Source organism: Streptomyces griseocarneus, from assembly GCF_014655595.1.
Lineage (GTDB): Bacteria > Actinomycetota > Actinomycetes > Streptomycetales > Streptomycetaceae > Streptomyces > Streptomyces griseocarneus.
The window spans coordinates 210,380-224,976 of the sequence record NZ_BNBL01000007.1 but is presented as its reverse complement, the minus strand read 5'-3'; the positions used below and the strand labels follow the sequence as shown (position 1 = coordinate 224,976).

15 protein-coding genes are annotated in these 14,597 nt (G+C 72.9%); 4 read left to right on the top strand and 11 right to left on the bottom strand.

All coding sequences use genetic code 11. The annotated features are described in order from the left end of the window. Positions 1-76: 76 nt before the first annotated feature. Positions 77-274, top strand: coding sequence for a DUF1918 domain-containing protein (locus IE295_RS19645; protein WP_190065005.1), 198 nt, complete (start codon positions 77-79; stop codon positions 272-274). A 12-nt stretch (positions 275-286) separates the two neighbouring features. Here the strand turns inward: IE295_RS19645 and IE295_RS19640 are convergent, their stop codons facing one another. Continuing rightward, the gene (locus IE295_RS19640; protein WP_190065004.1) at positions 287-1,531 is read right to left on the bottom strand and encodes a glycoside hydrolase family 10-like protein; all 1,245 of its coding nucleotides are present in this window, start codon (positions 1,529-1,531) and stop codon (positions 287-289) included. Positions 1,532-1,715: 184 nt separating this feature from the next. Between IE295_RS19640 and IE295_RS19635 the strand changes: the two genes are divergently transcribed. After that, positions 1,716-2,573 carry a 3-hydroxybutyryl-CoA dehydrogenase gene (locus IE295_RS19635; protein ID WP_308013122.1) on the top strand — a complete coding sequence of 286 codons (858 nt, stop codon included), beginning with the start codon at positions 1,716-1,718 and terminating at the stop codon, positions 2,571-2,573. A gap of 192 nt (positions 2,574-2,765) precedes the next feature. Next, complete coding sequence (locus tag IE295_RS19630) at positions 2,766-3,023, top strand: hypothetical protein (protein WP_190065002.1); 258 nt, start codon at positions 2,766-2,768, stop codon at positions 3,021-3,023. Positions 3,024-3,062: 39 nt separating this feature from the next. Here IE295_RS19630 and IE295_RS19625 read toward each other — a convergent pair whose 3' ends face one another. From IE295_RS19625 to infC, 10 genes are all read right to left on the bottom strand, one after another. Further along, positions 3,063-3,593: an NUDIX hydrolase gene (locus IE295_RS19625; protein ID WP_190065001.1), complete on the bottom strand. Its 531-nt coding sequence runs from the start codon at positions 3,591-3,593 to the stop codon at positions 3,063-3,065. Between the two features lie 58 nt (positions 3,594-3,651). Beyond that, positions 3,652-4,989, bottom strand: coding sequence for a tetratricopeptide repeat protein (locus IE295_RS19620; RefSeq protein WP_190065000.1), 1,338 nt, complete (start codon positions 4,987-4,989; stop codon positions 3,652-3,654). An 85-nt stretch (positions 4,990-5,074) separates the two neighbouring features. Next, positions 5,075-6,274 (bottom strand): PP2C family protein-serine/threonine phosphatase, encoded by a 1,200-nt coding sequence (locus IE295_RS19615; RefSeq protein ID WP_190064999.1) that lies wholly within the window; start codon positions 6,272-6,274, stop codon positions 5,075-5,077. A 185-nt stretch (positions 6,275-6,459) separates the two neighbouring features. Beyond that, a complete protein-coding gene (gene pheT, locus IE295_RS19610) occupies positions 6,460-8,967 on the bottom strand; it encodes a phenylalanine--tRNA ligase subunit beta (protein WP_190064998.1) in 2,508 nt (835 codons plus the stop codon). Then, complete coding sequence (gene pheS / locus IE295_RS19605; RefSeq protein WP_190064997.1) at positions 8,967-10,088, bottom strand: phenylalanine--tRNA ligase subunit alpha; 1,122 nt, start codon at positions 10,086-10,088, stop codon at positions 8,967-8,969. Before pheS ends, pheT begins: the two co-directional genes overlap by 1 nt. Positions 10,089-10,252: 164 nt before the next feature. Continuing rightward, positions 10,253-11,374, bottom strand: a complete 1,122-nt coding sequence (locus IE295_RS19600; protein ID WP_190064996.1) for a sensor histidine kinase — start codon at positions 11,372-11,374, stop codon at positions 10,253-10,255. A 36-nt stretch (positions 11,375-11,410) separates the two neighbouring features. Continuing rightward, positions 11,411-12,265, bottom strand: coding sequence for a TrmH family RNA methyltransferase (locus IE295_RS19595; protein WP_190064995.1), 855 nt, complete (start codon positions 12,263-12,265; stop codon positions 11,411-11,413). Positions 12,266-12,391: 126 nt separating this feature from the next. Beyond that, on the bottom strand, positions 12,392-12,778 hold the full coding sequence (gene rplT, locus IE295_RS19590) for a 50S ribosomal protein L20 (protein WP_071964710.1): 387 nt from the start codon (positions 12,776-12,778) through the stop codon (positions 12,392-12,394). 95 nt (positions 12,779-12,873) lie between these two features. Beyond that, a complete protein-coding gene (gene rpmI / locus IE295_RS19585; protein ID WP_086568974.1) occupies positions 12,874-13,068 on the bottom strand; it encodes a 50S ribosomal protein L35 in 195 nt (64 codons plus the stop codon). A 128-nt stretch (positions 13,069-13,196) separates the two neighbouring features. Next, positions 13,197-13,835 carry a translation initiation factor IF-3 gene (gene infC / locus IE295_RS19580; protein ID WP_190064994.1) on the bottom strand — a complete coding sequence of 213 codons (639 nt, stop codon included), beginning with the start codon at positions 13,833-13,835 and terminating at the stop codon, positions 13,197-13,199. Positions 13,836-14,219: 384 nt separating this feature from the next. On the opposite strand from infC, the gene IE295_RS19575 reads away from it, so the two are divergent. Beyond that, on the top strand, positions 14,220-14,597 hold the full coding sequence (locus tag IE295_RS19575) for a DUF1844 domain-containing protein (protein WP_190064993.1): 378 nt from the start codon (positions 14,220-14,222) through the stop codon (positions 14,595-14,597).

The following is a 14,597-nucleotide window of genomic DNA, read 5'->3' as shown; positions in this document are numbered from 1 at the left end:
CCCTATACCGCCGCTCGTCCTAGGCTGGGAGTATCCGAGTGCACCTGTCCCATCCCTCGGCGAAAGGGTCACGTCGATGCATGCGAGCAAGGGCGACCGGTTGGTGGTGCACGGCCGGGTGGTCGGGCAGCAGGACCACGTCGTGGAGATCGTGGAGGTCCTGGGCCGCGACGGCACCCCGCCGTACCGGGTCCGGTCCGAGAACGGGCACGAGAGCATCATGTCCCCGGGCCCGGACTCCGTGGTGGACCACCGCAAGGCGGGCGACCAGTAGCCGCCCGGGGCGTCAGCGCGGCGGGCGTGCGCGGTGGGGGTAGTGGTCCTTCACCACGCGCGCCATCGCGCCGATGCGGTCCCGGACGACGTGCTGGGCGGAGAAGTAGACGTTGCCGAGCACCTCGGGGTACGTCCTGCCGAGGGCGACGTGGCGGGAGAGTTCGGCGGGGTCCTGCCAGGGTGCGGGCTGCGCGGGATCGCCGGCCCGGTACAGGGCCTCGCCGATGTAGAGGTGGACGTCGGTGCCGCGTACGGTCTCCGCCCACCAGGGCAGCAGCTTGGCGTAGTCGGCGACGGAGAAGCCGATGTGCCAGTAGCACTGCGGGACGATGTAGTCGATCCAGCCCTCGCGGACCCACTTGCGGGTGTCGGCGTGGAGGTCGTCGTAGGTCTGGACGCCGGCCCGGGTGTCGGAGCCCAGCGGGTCGGTGGCGCGGTTGCGCCAGACGGCGAACGGGCTGACGCCGAACCGCACATGTCTCTTGCGCCTCTTGATGCGTTCGGACATCTCCCGCACCAGCCGGTCGATGTTGTCGCGCCGCCAGGCGGCCCGGTCGGGGAAGCCGGCGCCGTAGCGCTCGTAGGCCGCCGCGTCGTCGAAGGTCTGCCCGGCCACGGGGTAGGGGTAGAAGTAGTCGTCGAAGTGCACGCCGTCCAGGTCGTAGCGCCAGACCGCGTCCAGCATGGCGTCCTGCACGAAGCGGCGGACCTCCGGCAGGCCGGGGTTGTAGTAGAGCTTGCCGCCGTAGGGCAGCACCCAGCCGGGGTGCACCCGGGCGGGGTGGGTGGGCGTCAGCCGGCCGGGGTCGGTGTGGTTGGCGACGCGGTACGGGTTGAACCAGCCGTGCAGCTCCAGGCGGCGCCGGTGGGCCTCGCGCACCGCGAAGGCCAGCGGGTCCCAGCCGGGCGAGCGTCCCTGAGTGCCCGTCAGGTACTCCGACCACGGCTCGTAGCGGGACGGCCAGAAGGCGTCGGCGGTGGGCCTTATCTGGAGGAGGACGGCGTTGAGCCGGCGGGCCACGGCGACGTCGAGGAGCGCGGTCAGCTCGGCCCGTTGGCGCTCGGGCGGCAGGCCGGGCTGCGACGGCCAGTCGATGTTGACGACCGTGGCGGCCCACATGCCGCGGAATTCCCCCTTGCGGCTCCGCCCGGCACCCTCGGGCGCCGGCAGCGCGCCCGCCTCACCCGTCGCCAGCATCGCCGTCATGGCACCCGCGGCGGCCACCCCGAACCCTCTTCTGGTCAAACGCCCCATTTGCGAATTCTCCCTGCTTGAGGATGCCTCGTGTGTCACAGCATTCGCGCAGAGCATGCCCGCCCCGGCCCTCTCACCACCGCCCACCGCGGAGTAACGTCTTTGCCAAGGCGGGAGCCGGACGACCTTCGACCACCCGCGGCAATCGACGAAGATCAGCGAAAGGCACGAGGTGACAGACTCAATCGCCGGCATTGCACGCGTCGGAGTGGTGGGTTGCGGCCAGATGGGCGCGGGCATCGCGGAGGTGTGCGCCCGGGCGGGCCTGGACGTCAAGGTCGCCGAGACCACCGGTGACGCGCTGGAGCTGGGGCGCACCCGCCTGACCAACTCCCTCGGCAAGGCCGCCGAACGCGGCAAGATCACCGAGGCGGAGCGAGACGCCACCCTGGCGCGGCTGAGCTTCACCACCGACCTCGGCGAGTTCGCCGACCGCGACCTGATCATCGAAGCCGTCGTGGAGAACGAGCAGGTCAAGACGGAGATCTTCAAGGTCCTCGACCAGGTGGTGACCAGCCCGGACGCGATCCTGGCCTCCAACACCTCCTCCATCCCGCTGGTGAAGCTGGCCGTGGCGACCTCCCGCCCGGACAAGGTCATCGGCATCCACTTCTTCAACCCTGCCCCGGTGCAGCAGCTCGTCGAGCTGATCCCCGCGCTGACCACCGGCGAGGAGACGATCCGGCGCGCCGAGGCGCTGGTCGGCAAGGTGCTGGGCAAGCACGCCATCCGCGCCCAGGACCGCTCCGGCTTCGTGGTCAACGCCCTGCTGATCCCCTACCTCCTCTCGGCCATCCGGATGTTCGAGTCCGGCATCGCCAGCCGCGAGGACATCGACAACGGCATGGAGCTGGGCTGCGCCCACCCGATGGGCCCGCTGCGGCTGTCCGACCTGATCGGCCTGGACACCGTCGCCTCGGTCGCCGACAGCATGTACGCGGAGTACAAGGAGCCGCTGTACGCCGCCCCGCCGCTGCTGCAGCGCATGGTCGACGCCGGCCGCCTGGGCCGCAAGACGGGCTCGGGCTTCTACACCTACTGAGAGCGGCCCGTCCGCTGACCGTCCGTCACCGACCGCGCCCCCGCCGGCCCCGCCGGCGGGGGCGTGCGTTCACACGGGGTGTGCGCCGGTGACCCGCGGATACCCTCCGCACACGCTCCCGCCCCGCCCGTCCACGCGATTGACTCGGATCGTCGTCACCACGCATGGACTCTCCCGGAAGGGGTACGGACCGTGACCATCCATCCCGAGCACGCCGTCAGGGCGGCCGAGCTCGCGGAGCTCAGGCGCAGCCTCGACGTCGGCGTCGTCCGCATCGACGGGCACCTGGCCCTGCTCACTCAGCGCAGCGACCAGGCGGAGCGCGAGCTGACCGACATGACCGAGCGGGTACGGGCTCTGGAACACGGCAAATGGCCGCTGCCGTCACTTGCCGCGCTCACCGGCCTCGCCGGACTGGCGGTCGCCGTCTGGCAGGCGATCGGCCGATGAACGCGGAACCACGGGCAACGGACGGCGACGCGGGAGGCGTCAGCCGAGCCGGATGTGGTGCAGGAGCAGCAGGGCGGCCGCCATGTTGGCGGCGGGCACCTCACCGCGGGCGATCAGGTCGGGCACCAGCTTGAGCGGCACCCACTCCCGGCGGTCCGACTCGAAGCCGTCCTCCGGGTCACCGATGTACTCGGCCTCGTCCGTCCAGTAGATGTGGTGCCGGGCGTCGGTGAGACCGTTGGACGGCTCCACGGACATCAGGTGCCGCAGCGGGCCGGGCCGCCATCCGGTCTCCTCCTCCATCTCGCGGGCCGCGGCGCCGGCGATGTCCTCGCCGTCCTCGACGACGCCCGCCGCCAGCTCCCAGCCCCAGTTGTCGGTGATGAAACGGTGCCGCCACAGCAGCAGGACCTCGTTCGCCGCGTTGACCACCGTGGCCACGGCGACGGGCCGCAGCCGGATGAGGAAGTGGTCGAGATGACGGCCGTCGGGGAGTTCGACGTCCGCGAGATTGACCTGGAACCAGCGGTTCTCGTAGACGGTCAGCTCCCTGAGATTCTTCCAACGCACGTGTATGCCACCTTCCGCCGAGGTGGCCACCTCCCGGGCGTTGTCCCGGCGACTTGCCTCACAAGGGCACGCGCAGCGCCCCGTCGATCATCTCGGCGGCCTCGGCCGTGGCCGCGCACCCACTTTCGATCAGGTGCTCGCGCACCGCTCGGAGCCGGTCCCGTAAGCGCTGCGATTCCATGCCTCTCGCCTGCTCGGTCATCTCCCGTGCGGTGGCCACCGCCTTGTCCGCGTCTCCCTGACGCAGCTCGATGTGCGTGAGCATGGCGAGCCGGTGGACACGGCCCCGGTCGTGGGCGGGGGTGTCGACGGCCCGGTCCGCGTGCTCACGGGCGGGTCCGAGGTCGCCGAGGCTGAGCAGCGCCTCCGCCACCTGTACGTTCACCAGGCCGGGCTGGACGTAGCCGGTCTCGGCGGGCTCCTGGCCACGGTGGATGCGTTCGGCGGCCGCCTCGGCCCGCCGGATGCAGCCGAGCGCCCCGGCGCCGTCGCCGAGCCGGGCGTACGCCTTGGCCTGCATGGCGTAGAGGTCGGCGGCGAGCGCGGGGGTGAGGTCGGAGCCCGCGGCCCGCAGCGCGGACTCGGCGAAGGCGACGGCCTGGCGGTACTCCCCCATGAAGAGCGACTGGTTGACGAGCAGGGCGATCACGTACGCGCCCAGGCCCCGGTCCCCGCTGGCCTTGGCCAGCCGCAGCGCCTGGTGGAAGTAGCGCTGGGCCAGGCCGTGCGCGTCGGAGTCGTAGGCGCAGATGCCCGCGACGGCCACCAGGCCGCCGGTGGCCCGGTGCAGCTGACGGCCCGTGGCGTCCGAGTAGCTGCCGCGCAGCAGGGGGGCCGCCTCGGCGTTGAGGAAGCCGACCACCCTGGCCCGGGTCGCGACGCCGCCCGCCTTGCGGTACATCTGCTCGTAGTGGGCGCGGGCCGCGCGCAGCATCTCGATGTCGGTCGGCGAGACGCGGGTCAGCCCGCGGCGGGAGACGTCGGCGTCCTCGGGAGGGTTCTCCCACTCCCAGACCGGGATGACGGCGGGGGTGCCCGTGACGGCGGGGGCCCGTACGACGTGTTCGCGCTGCTGTTCGTCGGAGCGCCACAGGGCGGTGGCGCGCTCGACGAAGCCGGACAGCGGGGTGCCGGGCGCCCGGGGGGTGCCGGGGGTGCCCAGGCCGATGTCGTCGAGGGTCAGCGCGCGGTGCAGCCGCTCGCCGAGGACCTCGCAGATCAGGTCCGGTACCTGGCCGCGGGGCCGCTGGCCCTTGAGCCAGCGGGCGACGGCGGTGTGTTCGTAACGCAACGCCAGTCCCCGCGCCCGGCCCGCCGCGTTGATGTGGGCGGCCAGGCCGGCGTGGGATATGCCCGCTTCGTCGAGGATGGCGTCGAGCAGTGTGTTGGGCTCCATGCCCGCCCTCCGGTGCGCTCGGTGGGATCAGCGTAGTGGAGGTCACTTCGCACGGGGTGTGAACGAGCCACCGCCGCAAGGGACTTCAGCGCCGGGCGCAGCGGGCGAGCGGGGCGGGCGCCGGCCGGGCGGGGACGCGGGTGCGGTCGTTGCGCAGGGCCAGCAGGGCGATGTCGTCGCCGAGCCGGCCGCCGGTGTGGCGCAGCAGGGCGTCCTGGACGTGCTCGACGACGGCGGCGGGGGCCGGTGGCGTGCGGCGGGCGGCCTCGGTGAGGACGCCGGTGAGGGGGAAGAACGCCCCGGCGGCGTCCCGGGCGTCCTCGGCGCCGTCGGTGTGCAGGACCAGGGCGTCGCCGGGGCGCAGCCGGTCCAGGGCGAGCAGGGGCAGCTCGGCGGGCAGCGGGAACGCCCCGAGCGGGGGCAGCGGGTCGCCGGGGGCCACGGTGACGGCGCGGGGCGTGCCGTGGGGCGTGCCGGTGAGGCGGTGCGGCCAGGGGTGCCCGCAGTTGAGCGCCGTGACCTCGCCCTCCTCGCTGACCTCCAGCAGCAGGACGGTCACGAACTCCTCGGCGTCGGCGCGCTCCCGCACGGCCCCCGCGGACGCCGCTCCGGGCCCGGCGTCGGTGCGGGCCCGCTCGCGCAGGTGGCGCTGCAGGGCGCGCTCCAGGCGGCGCAGGACGCCGGGCAGTTCGGGCTCGTCGTGGGCGGCCTCGCGGAAGCTGCCGAGCAGGGCGGCGACGGTGCCCAGGGCGGGCAGGCCGTGGCCGCGGACGTCGCCCATGACGACGCGGACGCCGTGCGGGGTGGCGAGCGCCTCGTAGAGATCGCCGCCGACGAGGGCTCCCCTGCTGGCGGACAGATGGCCGCCGGCCAGGGCGAGTCCGTCGAGCAGGGGCGGCAGGGGCCGCAGCAGGGCGCGCTGGGCGGCGGCCGCCACCTCCCTGACGTGCTCGAGCTCCTGGGCGAGGCGGCGGCCGCGGCCGGAGGTGAGGTAGCCGGCGCCGACGACCGCGAGGATCGCGCAGCAGGTGCCGAGCCGGCCGGCCTCGGCGCGGCCGGCGGAGCCGAGCGGCACCAGGGCGAACAGCGCGCAGGCGCCGCCCAGGACGACGCACTGGCGGCGGCCGGTGCCGGCGCAGGCGATCGCGGGCGCGGCGGCGAGGAGTTGGACGAACTGCGCTCCCAGGGGGCTCAGCAGCTCCCAGCAGACGACCCCGAGGACCCACAGCCCGGGCAGCGCCACCACCAGGCCACGCCGCCAGCGAAGCGCCCGTTCACGGATCATGCCGTCGGCCCCCCATTGCAGCAATGACGCGCTCGATTCTTTCGAGTGGTCACGCGAAAGTAACGACCTGACCCATCGATTCCACCCCATTGAGTGACATTCGGAGCGTGCCTCGCTGACGATGCGCGACAGACGAAGGGGCGCCCCGGAGATCCGGGGCGCCCCTCGCGCGTGACTACGGCGCGTCAGCCGCGCAGCACCGCGCCCGTGCTCTCGACGGCCGCCCGGACCGCCGCGTCACGGGCCGCGGAGGCCTCCTCGGCGGTCAGCGTGCGGTCGTCGGCGCGGAAGCGCAGGGCGTAGGCCAGCGACTTCTTGCCCTCACCGAGCTGGGGGCCGGTGAAGACGTCGAACAGGCGCAGCGACTCGAGCAGCTCGCCCGCGCCGGACCGCAGCGCGGCCTCGACGTCGGCCGCGGCGACCGAGGCGTCCACGACGAGCGCGACGTCCTGGGTGGCCACCGGGAAGGCGGACACGTGCGGGGCCGTGACCGGGCCGGTGCCGGCCTGCTCCAGGCGGTCCAGCTCGATCTCCATCGCGCAGGTGCGCTCCGGCAGGCCGAACGCCTTGGTGACGCGCGGGTGGAGCTCACCGGCGTTGCCGACGAGCACCTCCTCGCCGTCGACGACGGCGAGCAGCGCGGCGCAGCGGCCCGGGTGGAACGGCGCCTGCTGGTCCTGGCGGACGATCAGCTCGACGCCGGCCTCGCGGGCCACGGCGCGGCCCGCCTCGACGGCGTCCGCCCACGTGGACGGGCGGCCCTGGCCCCACCAGCCGGCCCGCTCGCGGGCCCCGGCGAGGACCACGGCGGCGCGGCGCGGCTGCCGGGGCAGCGCGGCGTCGAGCGCGGCGATCTCCTCGTCGGTGGGACGGCGGTCGACGGGCAGGCGCACCGGGGCGAGCTCGTCGCCGGTCGGGCGGAAGACCAGGCCGGTCTCGAAGAGCGCCAGGTCGTGCTCACCGCGGCTGTCGTTGCGGCGCAGGGCGGCGAACAGCCCCGGCAGCAGCGTGGTGCGCAGCAGCGGCTCGGCGTCGGAGAGCGGGTTGACCAGGCGCACCGCGGTGCGGCGCGGGTCGTCGGCCTCCAGGCCCAGGTGGTCCAGGGCCCACTCCCCGATGAAGGGGTAGTTGAGCGCCTCGACGTACCCGGCGCCGGCCAGCGCCCGGCCGACCCGGCGGTGCAGGCGCTGGCGCGGGGTCAGGCCGCGGCCGGCGGGCGGCTGCGGGAGGGTGGAGGGGAGGTTCTCGTAGCCCTCGAGCCGGATGACCTCCTCGGCGAGGTCGTTGGGGTCGGTCAGGTCCGGCCGCCAGCTGGGCACGGTGACGATCAGCTCGTCCTGCCCGTAGACGTCGCAGCCGACCTCCTGCAGGCGGCGCACGACGGTCTCGCGGCCGTACTCGACGCCCGCGACGCGGTCGGGGCGGTCGGCGCTCAGCGTGATCGTGCGCGGCCCGCTGGGGGCGACGACCTCGGTGACCCCGGCCTCGGCGGTGCCGCCGGCCAGCAGCACCAGCAGGTCGACGGTGCGCTGGGCGGCCGCGGAGGCGGCCTGCGGGTCGACGCCGCGCTCGAAGCGCTTGGACGCCTCCGAGGACAGCTTGTGGCGGCGGGCGGCCCGGGCGACGACGACCGGGTCGAAGTGCGCGGCCTCGATGACGACCTCGGTGGTGCCCTGGCCGGCCTCGTGGTCCGCGATCTCGGTGTCGGCGCCGCCCATGACACCGGCGAGCCCGATCGGGCCGCGGTTGTCGGTGATGACCAGGTCCTCGGCGTCCAGGACGCGCTTGGTGCCGTCGAGGGTGGTGAGCTTCTCGCCGGGCAGGGCGCGGCGCACGCCGAGCGTCCCGTCCACGCGGGAGCGGTCGTAGGCGTGCAGCGGCTGGCCCAGCTCGAGCATCACGTAGTTGGTGATGTCCACGGCCAGCGAGACCGGGCGCATGCCGGCCTTCTGCAGGCGGCGCTGCAGCCAGATCGGGGAGCGCGCCTCGGGGTCGAGGCCCGTGACGGTGCGGGCGGTGAAGCGGTCGCAGCCGGTGGGGTCGGCGACCTGGACGGGGTAGCCGTAGCCGTTGGGCGCGGGCACGTCCAGCAGGGCCGGGTCGCGCAGCGGCAGGCCGTAGGCGGTGGCGGCCTCGCGGGCGATGCCGCGCATCGACAGGCAGTAGCCCCGGTCGGGGGTGACGGCGATGTCGAGGACCTCGTCGACGAGCTGCAGCAGCTCGATGGCGTCGGTGCCGGCCTCGTGCTCGGGCGAGAGCACGATGATGCCGCCCTTGCCGTCGTCGCCCATGCCCAGCTCCTCGCCGGAGCAGATCATGCCGTGCGAGACCCGGCCGTAGGTCTTGCGGGCGGCGATGGCGAAGCCGCCGGGCAGCTCGGCGCCGGGCAGCACGACGACGACCTTGTCGCCGACGGAGAAGTTGCGGGCGCCGCAGACGATCTCCTGCGGCTCGCCGGTGCCGTTGGCGTCGCCGACGTCGACCGTGCAGAAGCGGATCGGCTTGCGGAAGCCCTCGAGCTCCTCGATGGTCAGCACCTTGCCGACGACCAGGGGGCCCTTGATGTCGGCGCCGAGCTGCTCGACGCGCTCGACCTCGAGACCTGCGGCGATGAGCTTGGCCTGTACGTCACGGCCGGTCTCGCCCGCCGGCAGGTCGACGTATTCCCGCAGCCAGGAAAGCGGGGCGCGCATCAGATCTCCATCCCGAACGGCCGGGTGAAGCGCACGTCACCCTCGACCATGTCTCGCATGTCTTCGACGTTGTGGCGGAACATCAGCATCCGTTCGATGCCGAACCCGAAGGCGAATCCGCTGTACTTCTCCGGGTCGATGCCCGCGGCGACCAGCACCCGCGGGTTGACCATTCCGCAGCCGCCCAGCTCGATCCAGCCCTCGCTGGAGCAGGTCCGGCACGCCTTCTCGGGGTTGCCGACCGACTCGCCGCGGCAGACGTAGCACTCCATGTCCAGCTCGGCGGAGGGCTCGGTGAACGGGAAGTAGTTCGGGCGCAGCCGGGTGGTCAGGCCCTCGCCGAACAGCGAGCGCACCATGTGCTCGATGGTGCCCTTGAGGTCGGCCATGGTCAGGCCCTCGTCGATGGCGAGGAGCTCGACCTGGTGGAAGACCGGGGTGTGCGTGGCGTCCAGCTCGTCGGTGCGGTAGACGCGGCCCGGGCAGACCACATAGACGGGGGGCTCGCGGTCCAGCATCGAGCGGACCTGCACCGGGGAGGTGTGGGTGCGCAGGACGACGCCGGACTCCTGCTTCTTGTCCTTGCCCTCGACGAAGAAGGTGTCCTGCATGGCGCGGGCCGGGTGGTCCGGCTCGAAGTTCAGGGCGTCGAAGTTGAACCACTCGGCCTCGACCTCGGGGCCCTCGGCGACCTCGTAGCCCATGGCCACGAAGACGTCCTCGATGCGCTCGCAGAGGGTGGTGAGCGGGTGCCGGGCGCCGGCGGGGACGCGGTCGTGGGGCAGGGTGACGTCGACCGCCTCCTCGACCAGGACGCGGGCGTCGCGCTCGGCCTCCAGCTCCGTCTGGCGGGCGGCGAGGGCCTTGTTCACGGCACCGCGGGCCATGCCCACGCGCTTGCCCGCCTCGGCCTTGGCCTGCGGGGGCAGGGCCCCGATCTCGCGGTTGGCCAGCGCCAGCGGGGAGCGGTCGCCCATGTGGGCGGCCTTGGCCTCGCGGAGGGCTTCCAGGTCGGCGGCGGCGGCGAAGGCGGCGAGCGCCTCGTCCCGCATGCGCTCGATCTCTTGCGGTTTCAGTGCCTCGACCTCGACAGGGTCGTACGACTTATTCGGTGCCGACATCTCTTCCCGTGCTTCCGATTGTCCCCCGGCTGCCGCCGGGAGGTGCCCCCAGGCTTCGCTTCGCTGCGCGGCGCTAGCCCGACGTCATTGCCAGGTGGTGCCAAAGGTGCCAAAGGTCGAGTCTAAGGGGCGCGTGTGGTCGGGTGAGCCCGTGGGGCGGGGCTTCAGGCCTGGGTCAGGAAGGCCGGGGCACCCACGGGCAGGGTAAACCGGAACTGGGCGCCGCCGCGGGGGGCGCGTCCCACCGTGATCGTCCCGCCGTGGGCCTCGACGATGCCCTTGACGATGTACAGGCCCAGGCCCGTGCCACCGCGCTTGCTGCCCCGCCAGAAGCGGGTGAAGACGCGGGCCATCGACTCCTCGGGGATCCCGGGGCCCTCATCGCTCACGGTGACCGCCGTCCCCTCCGCACGGGCCTTCATCACTGCTGGTGCCACCTCTATGGTGACGGTTCCCTCGCCGTGGCGCACCGCGTTTTCCAGGAGGTTGCCCAGCACCTGGTCGATCTTGTCCGGGTCCGCCCAGAGCGCGGGCAGCGGCTCCTTCGCGACCCTGACCACGAAGCGGTCCTCGCTCTGCCCGGTGCGCACGTGCGCCTGGACGTGGCGGCGCACGGCGGCGGCGATGTCCAGGGGCTGCCGGCGCACCTCCAGGCGGCCGGAGTCGATGCGGGAGATGTCCAGCAGCTCGGCGATCAGCCGGGTGACCCGGTCGGCGTCGGCGTCGACGGTCTCCAGCATCAGCCGCTTCTGGTCGTCGGTGAACCGCTCCCACTTGGCCAGCAGCGTCGCGGTGAAGCCCTTGACGGAGGTCAGCGGCGAGCGCAGCTCGTGGGCGACGGTGGCGATCAGCTCGGCGTGGCTGCGCTCGGTGCGCCGGCGCGCCTCGGTGCCCCGCAGCTGGACCACGACCCGCGCCACCGGGCCGCCCGGCCGCTCCCGGACGTAGCGGGCGCAGACCAGCACCTGGCGTCCCCCGGGCAGCAGCAGATTGCGCTCGGGCTGTCCGGTGCGGGTGGCGAGGCCCCCGTAGGGGTCGGTCAGCGCCCACCAGCGGCGGCCGTCGAGGTCCTCCAGGGGCAGCGCGCTCTCCAGCGGCCTGCCGACGGCGTCGCCCGCGCGGACGCCCGTGATGCGGGCGGCGGCGGAGTTGAAGCAGGTCACGCGGCCGGCGGCGTCGGCGACGACCAGGCCGTCGGGCAGGTCGTCGGGGTGCAGGCCGAAGCCCGCGGGGGAGGCCGCCGGGCAGGTGCCGGCCACGCTCCCGGAAGTTCTGACGTACCTCATCCGCACCCCCTCCCGAGCCCCCGGAGCGCCACCCTACTAGCTGGAGGTCACGGAGCGGCACCCTCCGGACGCGCGCTGCGCACGGGCGGAGGCGTACAGGCACACGGCGGCGGCCGTGGCGAGGTTGAGCGACTCGGCCTTGCCGTGGATGGGCACGCGCACCACGGCGTCGGCGAGCGCCCGGGTCTCCTCCGGCAGGCCCCAGGCCTCGTTGCCGAAGACCCAGGCGGTGGCCCCGCCCATGGTGCCCCGGTCCAGCTCGGCGTCCAGGTCGCGGTCGCCCGCACCGTCGGCGGCCAGGATCCGCACCCCGGCGGCCCGCAGGCCCTGCACGGCCAGCTCGACGGGGACGCCCACGGCCACCGGGAGGTGGAAGAGGGAGCCGACGGAGGCCCGTACGGACTTGGGGTTGTAGAGGTCGACCGAGGCGTCGGTGAGCACCACGGCGTCGGCGCCCGCGGCGTCCGCGCAGCGCAGCACGGTGCCGGCGTTGCCGGGGTCGCGCACGTGCGCCAGGACGGCGACCAGCCGGGGGCGGGCGGCCAGGATCTCCTCGAAGGGCGAGTCGAGGAAGCGGCAGACGCCGACGAGGCCCTGCGGGGTCACGGTCTGCGACAGGTCGGCGATCACGTCGTCGGTGGCGAGGTGGAACCGCACCCCGGCGTCGCGGGCGGCGCCGATGATCTCGGCGTGCCGCTCGGCGGCCTCGACGGTCGCGAAGAGCTCGATCAGCGTCGGCTCGCCGCCGCTGCGGTGCTCGATCGCCTCGCGCACGGCCTGCGGGCCCTCGGCGATGAACCGGCGCTCCTTGACCCGGAAACTACGCTTGGCCAGCCGCCGTGCGGCGATGACTCGGGGGGAACGCGGGGAGATCAGCTCGGGGGTGCCCATGGGCGGCGGCTCACTTCACTGGGTGGGGTCGTACGGCCTCGCCGGCTGCGCGGCGAGCGGCAAACGGCAGCGGACCCGCAGGCCGCGGGGGCCTGCGGGTCCGCTGAACGCCTGGTGGCGCCTGGATCAGGCGGCAGCCTTCGGCGCGTTGACGTCGGCCGGCAGCGCCTTCTGGGCGACCTCGACGAGCGCGGCGAACGCGTTCATGTCGTTGACCGCGAGCTCGGCCAGGATCTTGCGGTCCACCTCGATGTTGGCGGCCTTCAGACCCTGGATGAGGCGGTTGTAGGTCATGCCGTTCTGGCGGGCAGCGGCGTTGATGCGCTGGATCCACAGCTGACGGAAGTCGCCCTTGCGCTTCTTGCGGTCGTTGTAGTTGTAGACCAGGGAGTGGGTGACCTGCTCCTTGGCCTTGCGGTACAGACGCGACCGCTGGCCGCGGTAACCGCTGGCCGCCTCGAGGATCGCCCGACGCTTCTTGTGCGCGTTGACTGCGCGCTTGACGCGTGCCACTTGTTAACTCCTTGTAGCGGGGCCGCGGTGTGTTCTCACACGGCCCGAATTCGATTGGGTCCCGGTGCGGACGTTCGGCGCGGTGGCGCCGGACGTCACTTGCCGAGAAGCTTCTTGATCTTCGCGGCGTCGCCCGGGGCCATCTCGGCGTTGCCGGTGAGGCGACGCGTCAGGCGGGACGACTTGTGCTCGAGCAGGTGGCGCTTGCCGGCGCGCTCGCGGAGCACCTTGCCGGAGCCGGTCACCTTGAAGCGCTTCTTGGCACCGCTGTGCGTCTTGTTCTTCGGCATAGCGCCGTTCTCTCCTCGTCGGTGGCACCCCCGGCCCTCTTCAGGGCGCACGGGAGCGTCAACTGTTGATTGCTGTCCGGGGCGGGGACGCCCCGGAGTGAGCGCCGGGGCCCGTGAGGGCCCCGGGATCACGCCTCTGCGGGCTCCTCAGCGGCGTCCGCGGTGGATCCACCCTGGCGCTCCGCCTTGCGGGCGGCCTGCGCCTCGCGGGCTTCGGCCATCGCCTCGGTCTTCTTCTTGTGCGGACCGAGGACCATGATCATGTTGCGGCCGTCCTGCTTGGGGTTCGACTCGACGAAACCCAGCTCCTGGACGTCTTCCGCGAGACGCTGCAGCAGTCGGTAGCCCAGCTCGGGCCGGGACTGCTCGCGACCACGGAACATGATCGTGATCTTGACCTTGTCGCCCTGCTTGAGGAACCGGACGACGTGACCCTTCTTGGTGTCGTAGTCGTGCGGGTCGATCTTCGGCCGGAGCTTCATCTCCTTGATGACCGTGTGCGCCTGGTTCTTGCGCGCCTCACGGGCCTTCATGGCCGACTCGTACTTGAACTTCCCGTAGTCCATGAGCTTGCAGACCGGCGGACGGGCGTTCGCCGCGACCTCGACCAGGTCGAGGTCGTACTCCTGCGCAAGCTCCAGTGCCTTGGCAAGCGGCACGATGCCGACCTGCTCGCCACTGGGACCGACAAGTCGCACCTCGGGGACTCGGATCCGGTCGTTGATGCGGGGCTCGGCGCTGATGGGGCCTCCTCGGTAGCACCACACGGCCGCCTGGCGGACAGCCGCGTAACGTCTTTTCGGTATGACCGCCGCGTCGCGCGAGACGCAAAAAACGCCCCGGACGGGTCACAGGCAGGGCTCCTCACACTCAGGGAGCACCGCCGCGGTGAGCCGCGAGGCGCGATAGACAGCTCCCCATCGTCCGTACGGAACGATGGGCCACCTGTCTGACCCGAGACCTGCCGACCGGGGGTCGGTCAGGTGGGAGATCGGAGCCTCCACTTGTGGGCCGGGCACACGGGTGTCCGGCCGGTCGTTGTCCAGCATACCAGCGAGCCGGGCAGGTCCCCACCCGAGCGCGCCCGGACCCTGGCCCTAGGCTGGTCGCACCGCCGCGGTACGAAGAACGTGAAGAACGGAAGAGCAACGATGAGCGACGCCACCCCCGAGGCCACCCCCGACGACGCGGGGACCCCGGACTTCGACAGCATGACGCGCGACATCGCGGACGTCCCCGCGGTCGAGGTGATCACCACCGTCGCCGTGCACCTGATGAGCGCCGCGGCGGTCAACCTGGGCCTCGCCGAGGAGGGCGAGACGCACAAGGACCTGGACGAGGCGCGGAAGCTGATCCACGCCCTGGCCGGCCTGGTCACCGCCAGCGCCACCGAGATCAGCAACTTCCACGCGGCGCCGCTGCGCGACGGCCTGAAGTCGCTGCAGCTGGCCTTCCGCGAGGCCTCCGTGGTGCCGGACGAGCCCGGCCAGGGGCCCGGCGAGAAGTTCACCGGGCCCGTCTACTCCTGA

Bases quoted from the DNA above. Each gene is read 5' to 3' on its own strand.
- IE295_RS19645 (WP_190065005.1), top strand. From the start codon at position 77: ATGCATGCGAGCAAGGGCGACCGGTTGGTGGTGCACGGCCGGGTGGTC.
- pheS (WP_190064997.1), bottom strand. From the start codon at position 10,088: ATGTCGGCACCGAATAAGTCGTACGACCCTGTCGAGGTCGAGGCACTG.
- IE295_RS19600 (WP_190064996.1), bottom strand. From the start codon at position 11,374: ATGAGGTACGTCAGAACTTCCGGGAGCGTGGCCGGCACCTGCCCGGCG.
- IE295_RS19640 (WP_190065004.1), bottom strand. From the start codon at position 1,531: ATGGGGCGTTTGACCAGAAGAGGGTTCGGGGTGGCCGCCGCGGGTGCC.
- IE295_RS19575 (WP_190064993.1), top strand. From the start codon at position 14,220: ATGAGCGACGCCACCCCCGAGGCCACCCCCGACGACGCGGGGACCCCG.
- IE295_RS19615 (WP_190064999.1), bottom strand. From the start codon at position 6,274: ATGATCCGTGAACGGGCGCTTCGCTGGCGGCGTGGCCTGGTGGTGGCG.
- IE295_RS19595 (WP_190064995.1), bottom strand. From the start codon at position 12,265: ATGGGCACCCCCGAGCTGATCTCCCCGCGTTCCCCCCGAGTCATCGCC.
- pheT (WP_190064998.1), bottom strand. From the start codon at position 8,967: ATGCGCGCCCCGCTTTCCTGGCTGCGGGAATACGTCGACCTGCCGGCG.
- rpmI (WP_086568974.1), bottom strand. From the start codon at position 13,068: ATGCCGAAGAACAAGACGCACAGCGGTGCCAAGAAGCGCTTCAAGGTG.
- IE295_RS19620 (WP_190065000.1), bottom strand. From the start codon at position 4,989: ATGGAGCCCAACACACTGCTCGACGCCATCCTCGACGAAGCGGGCATA.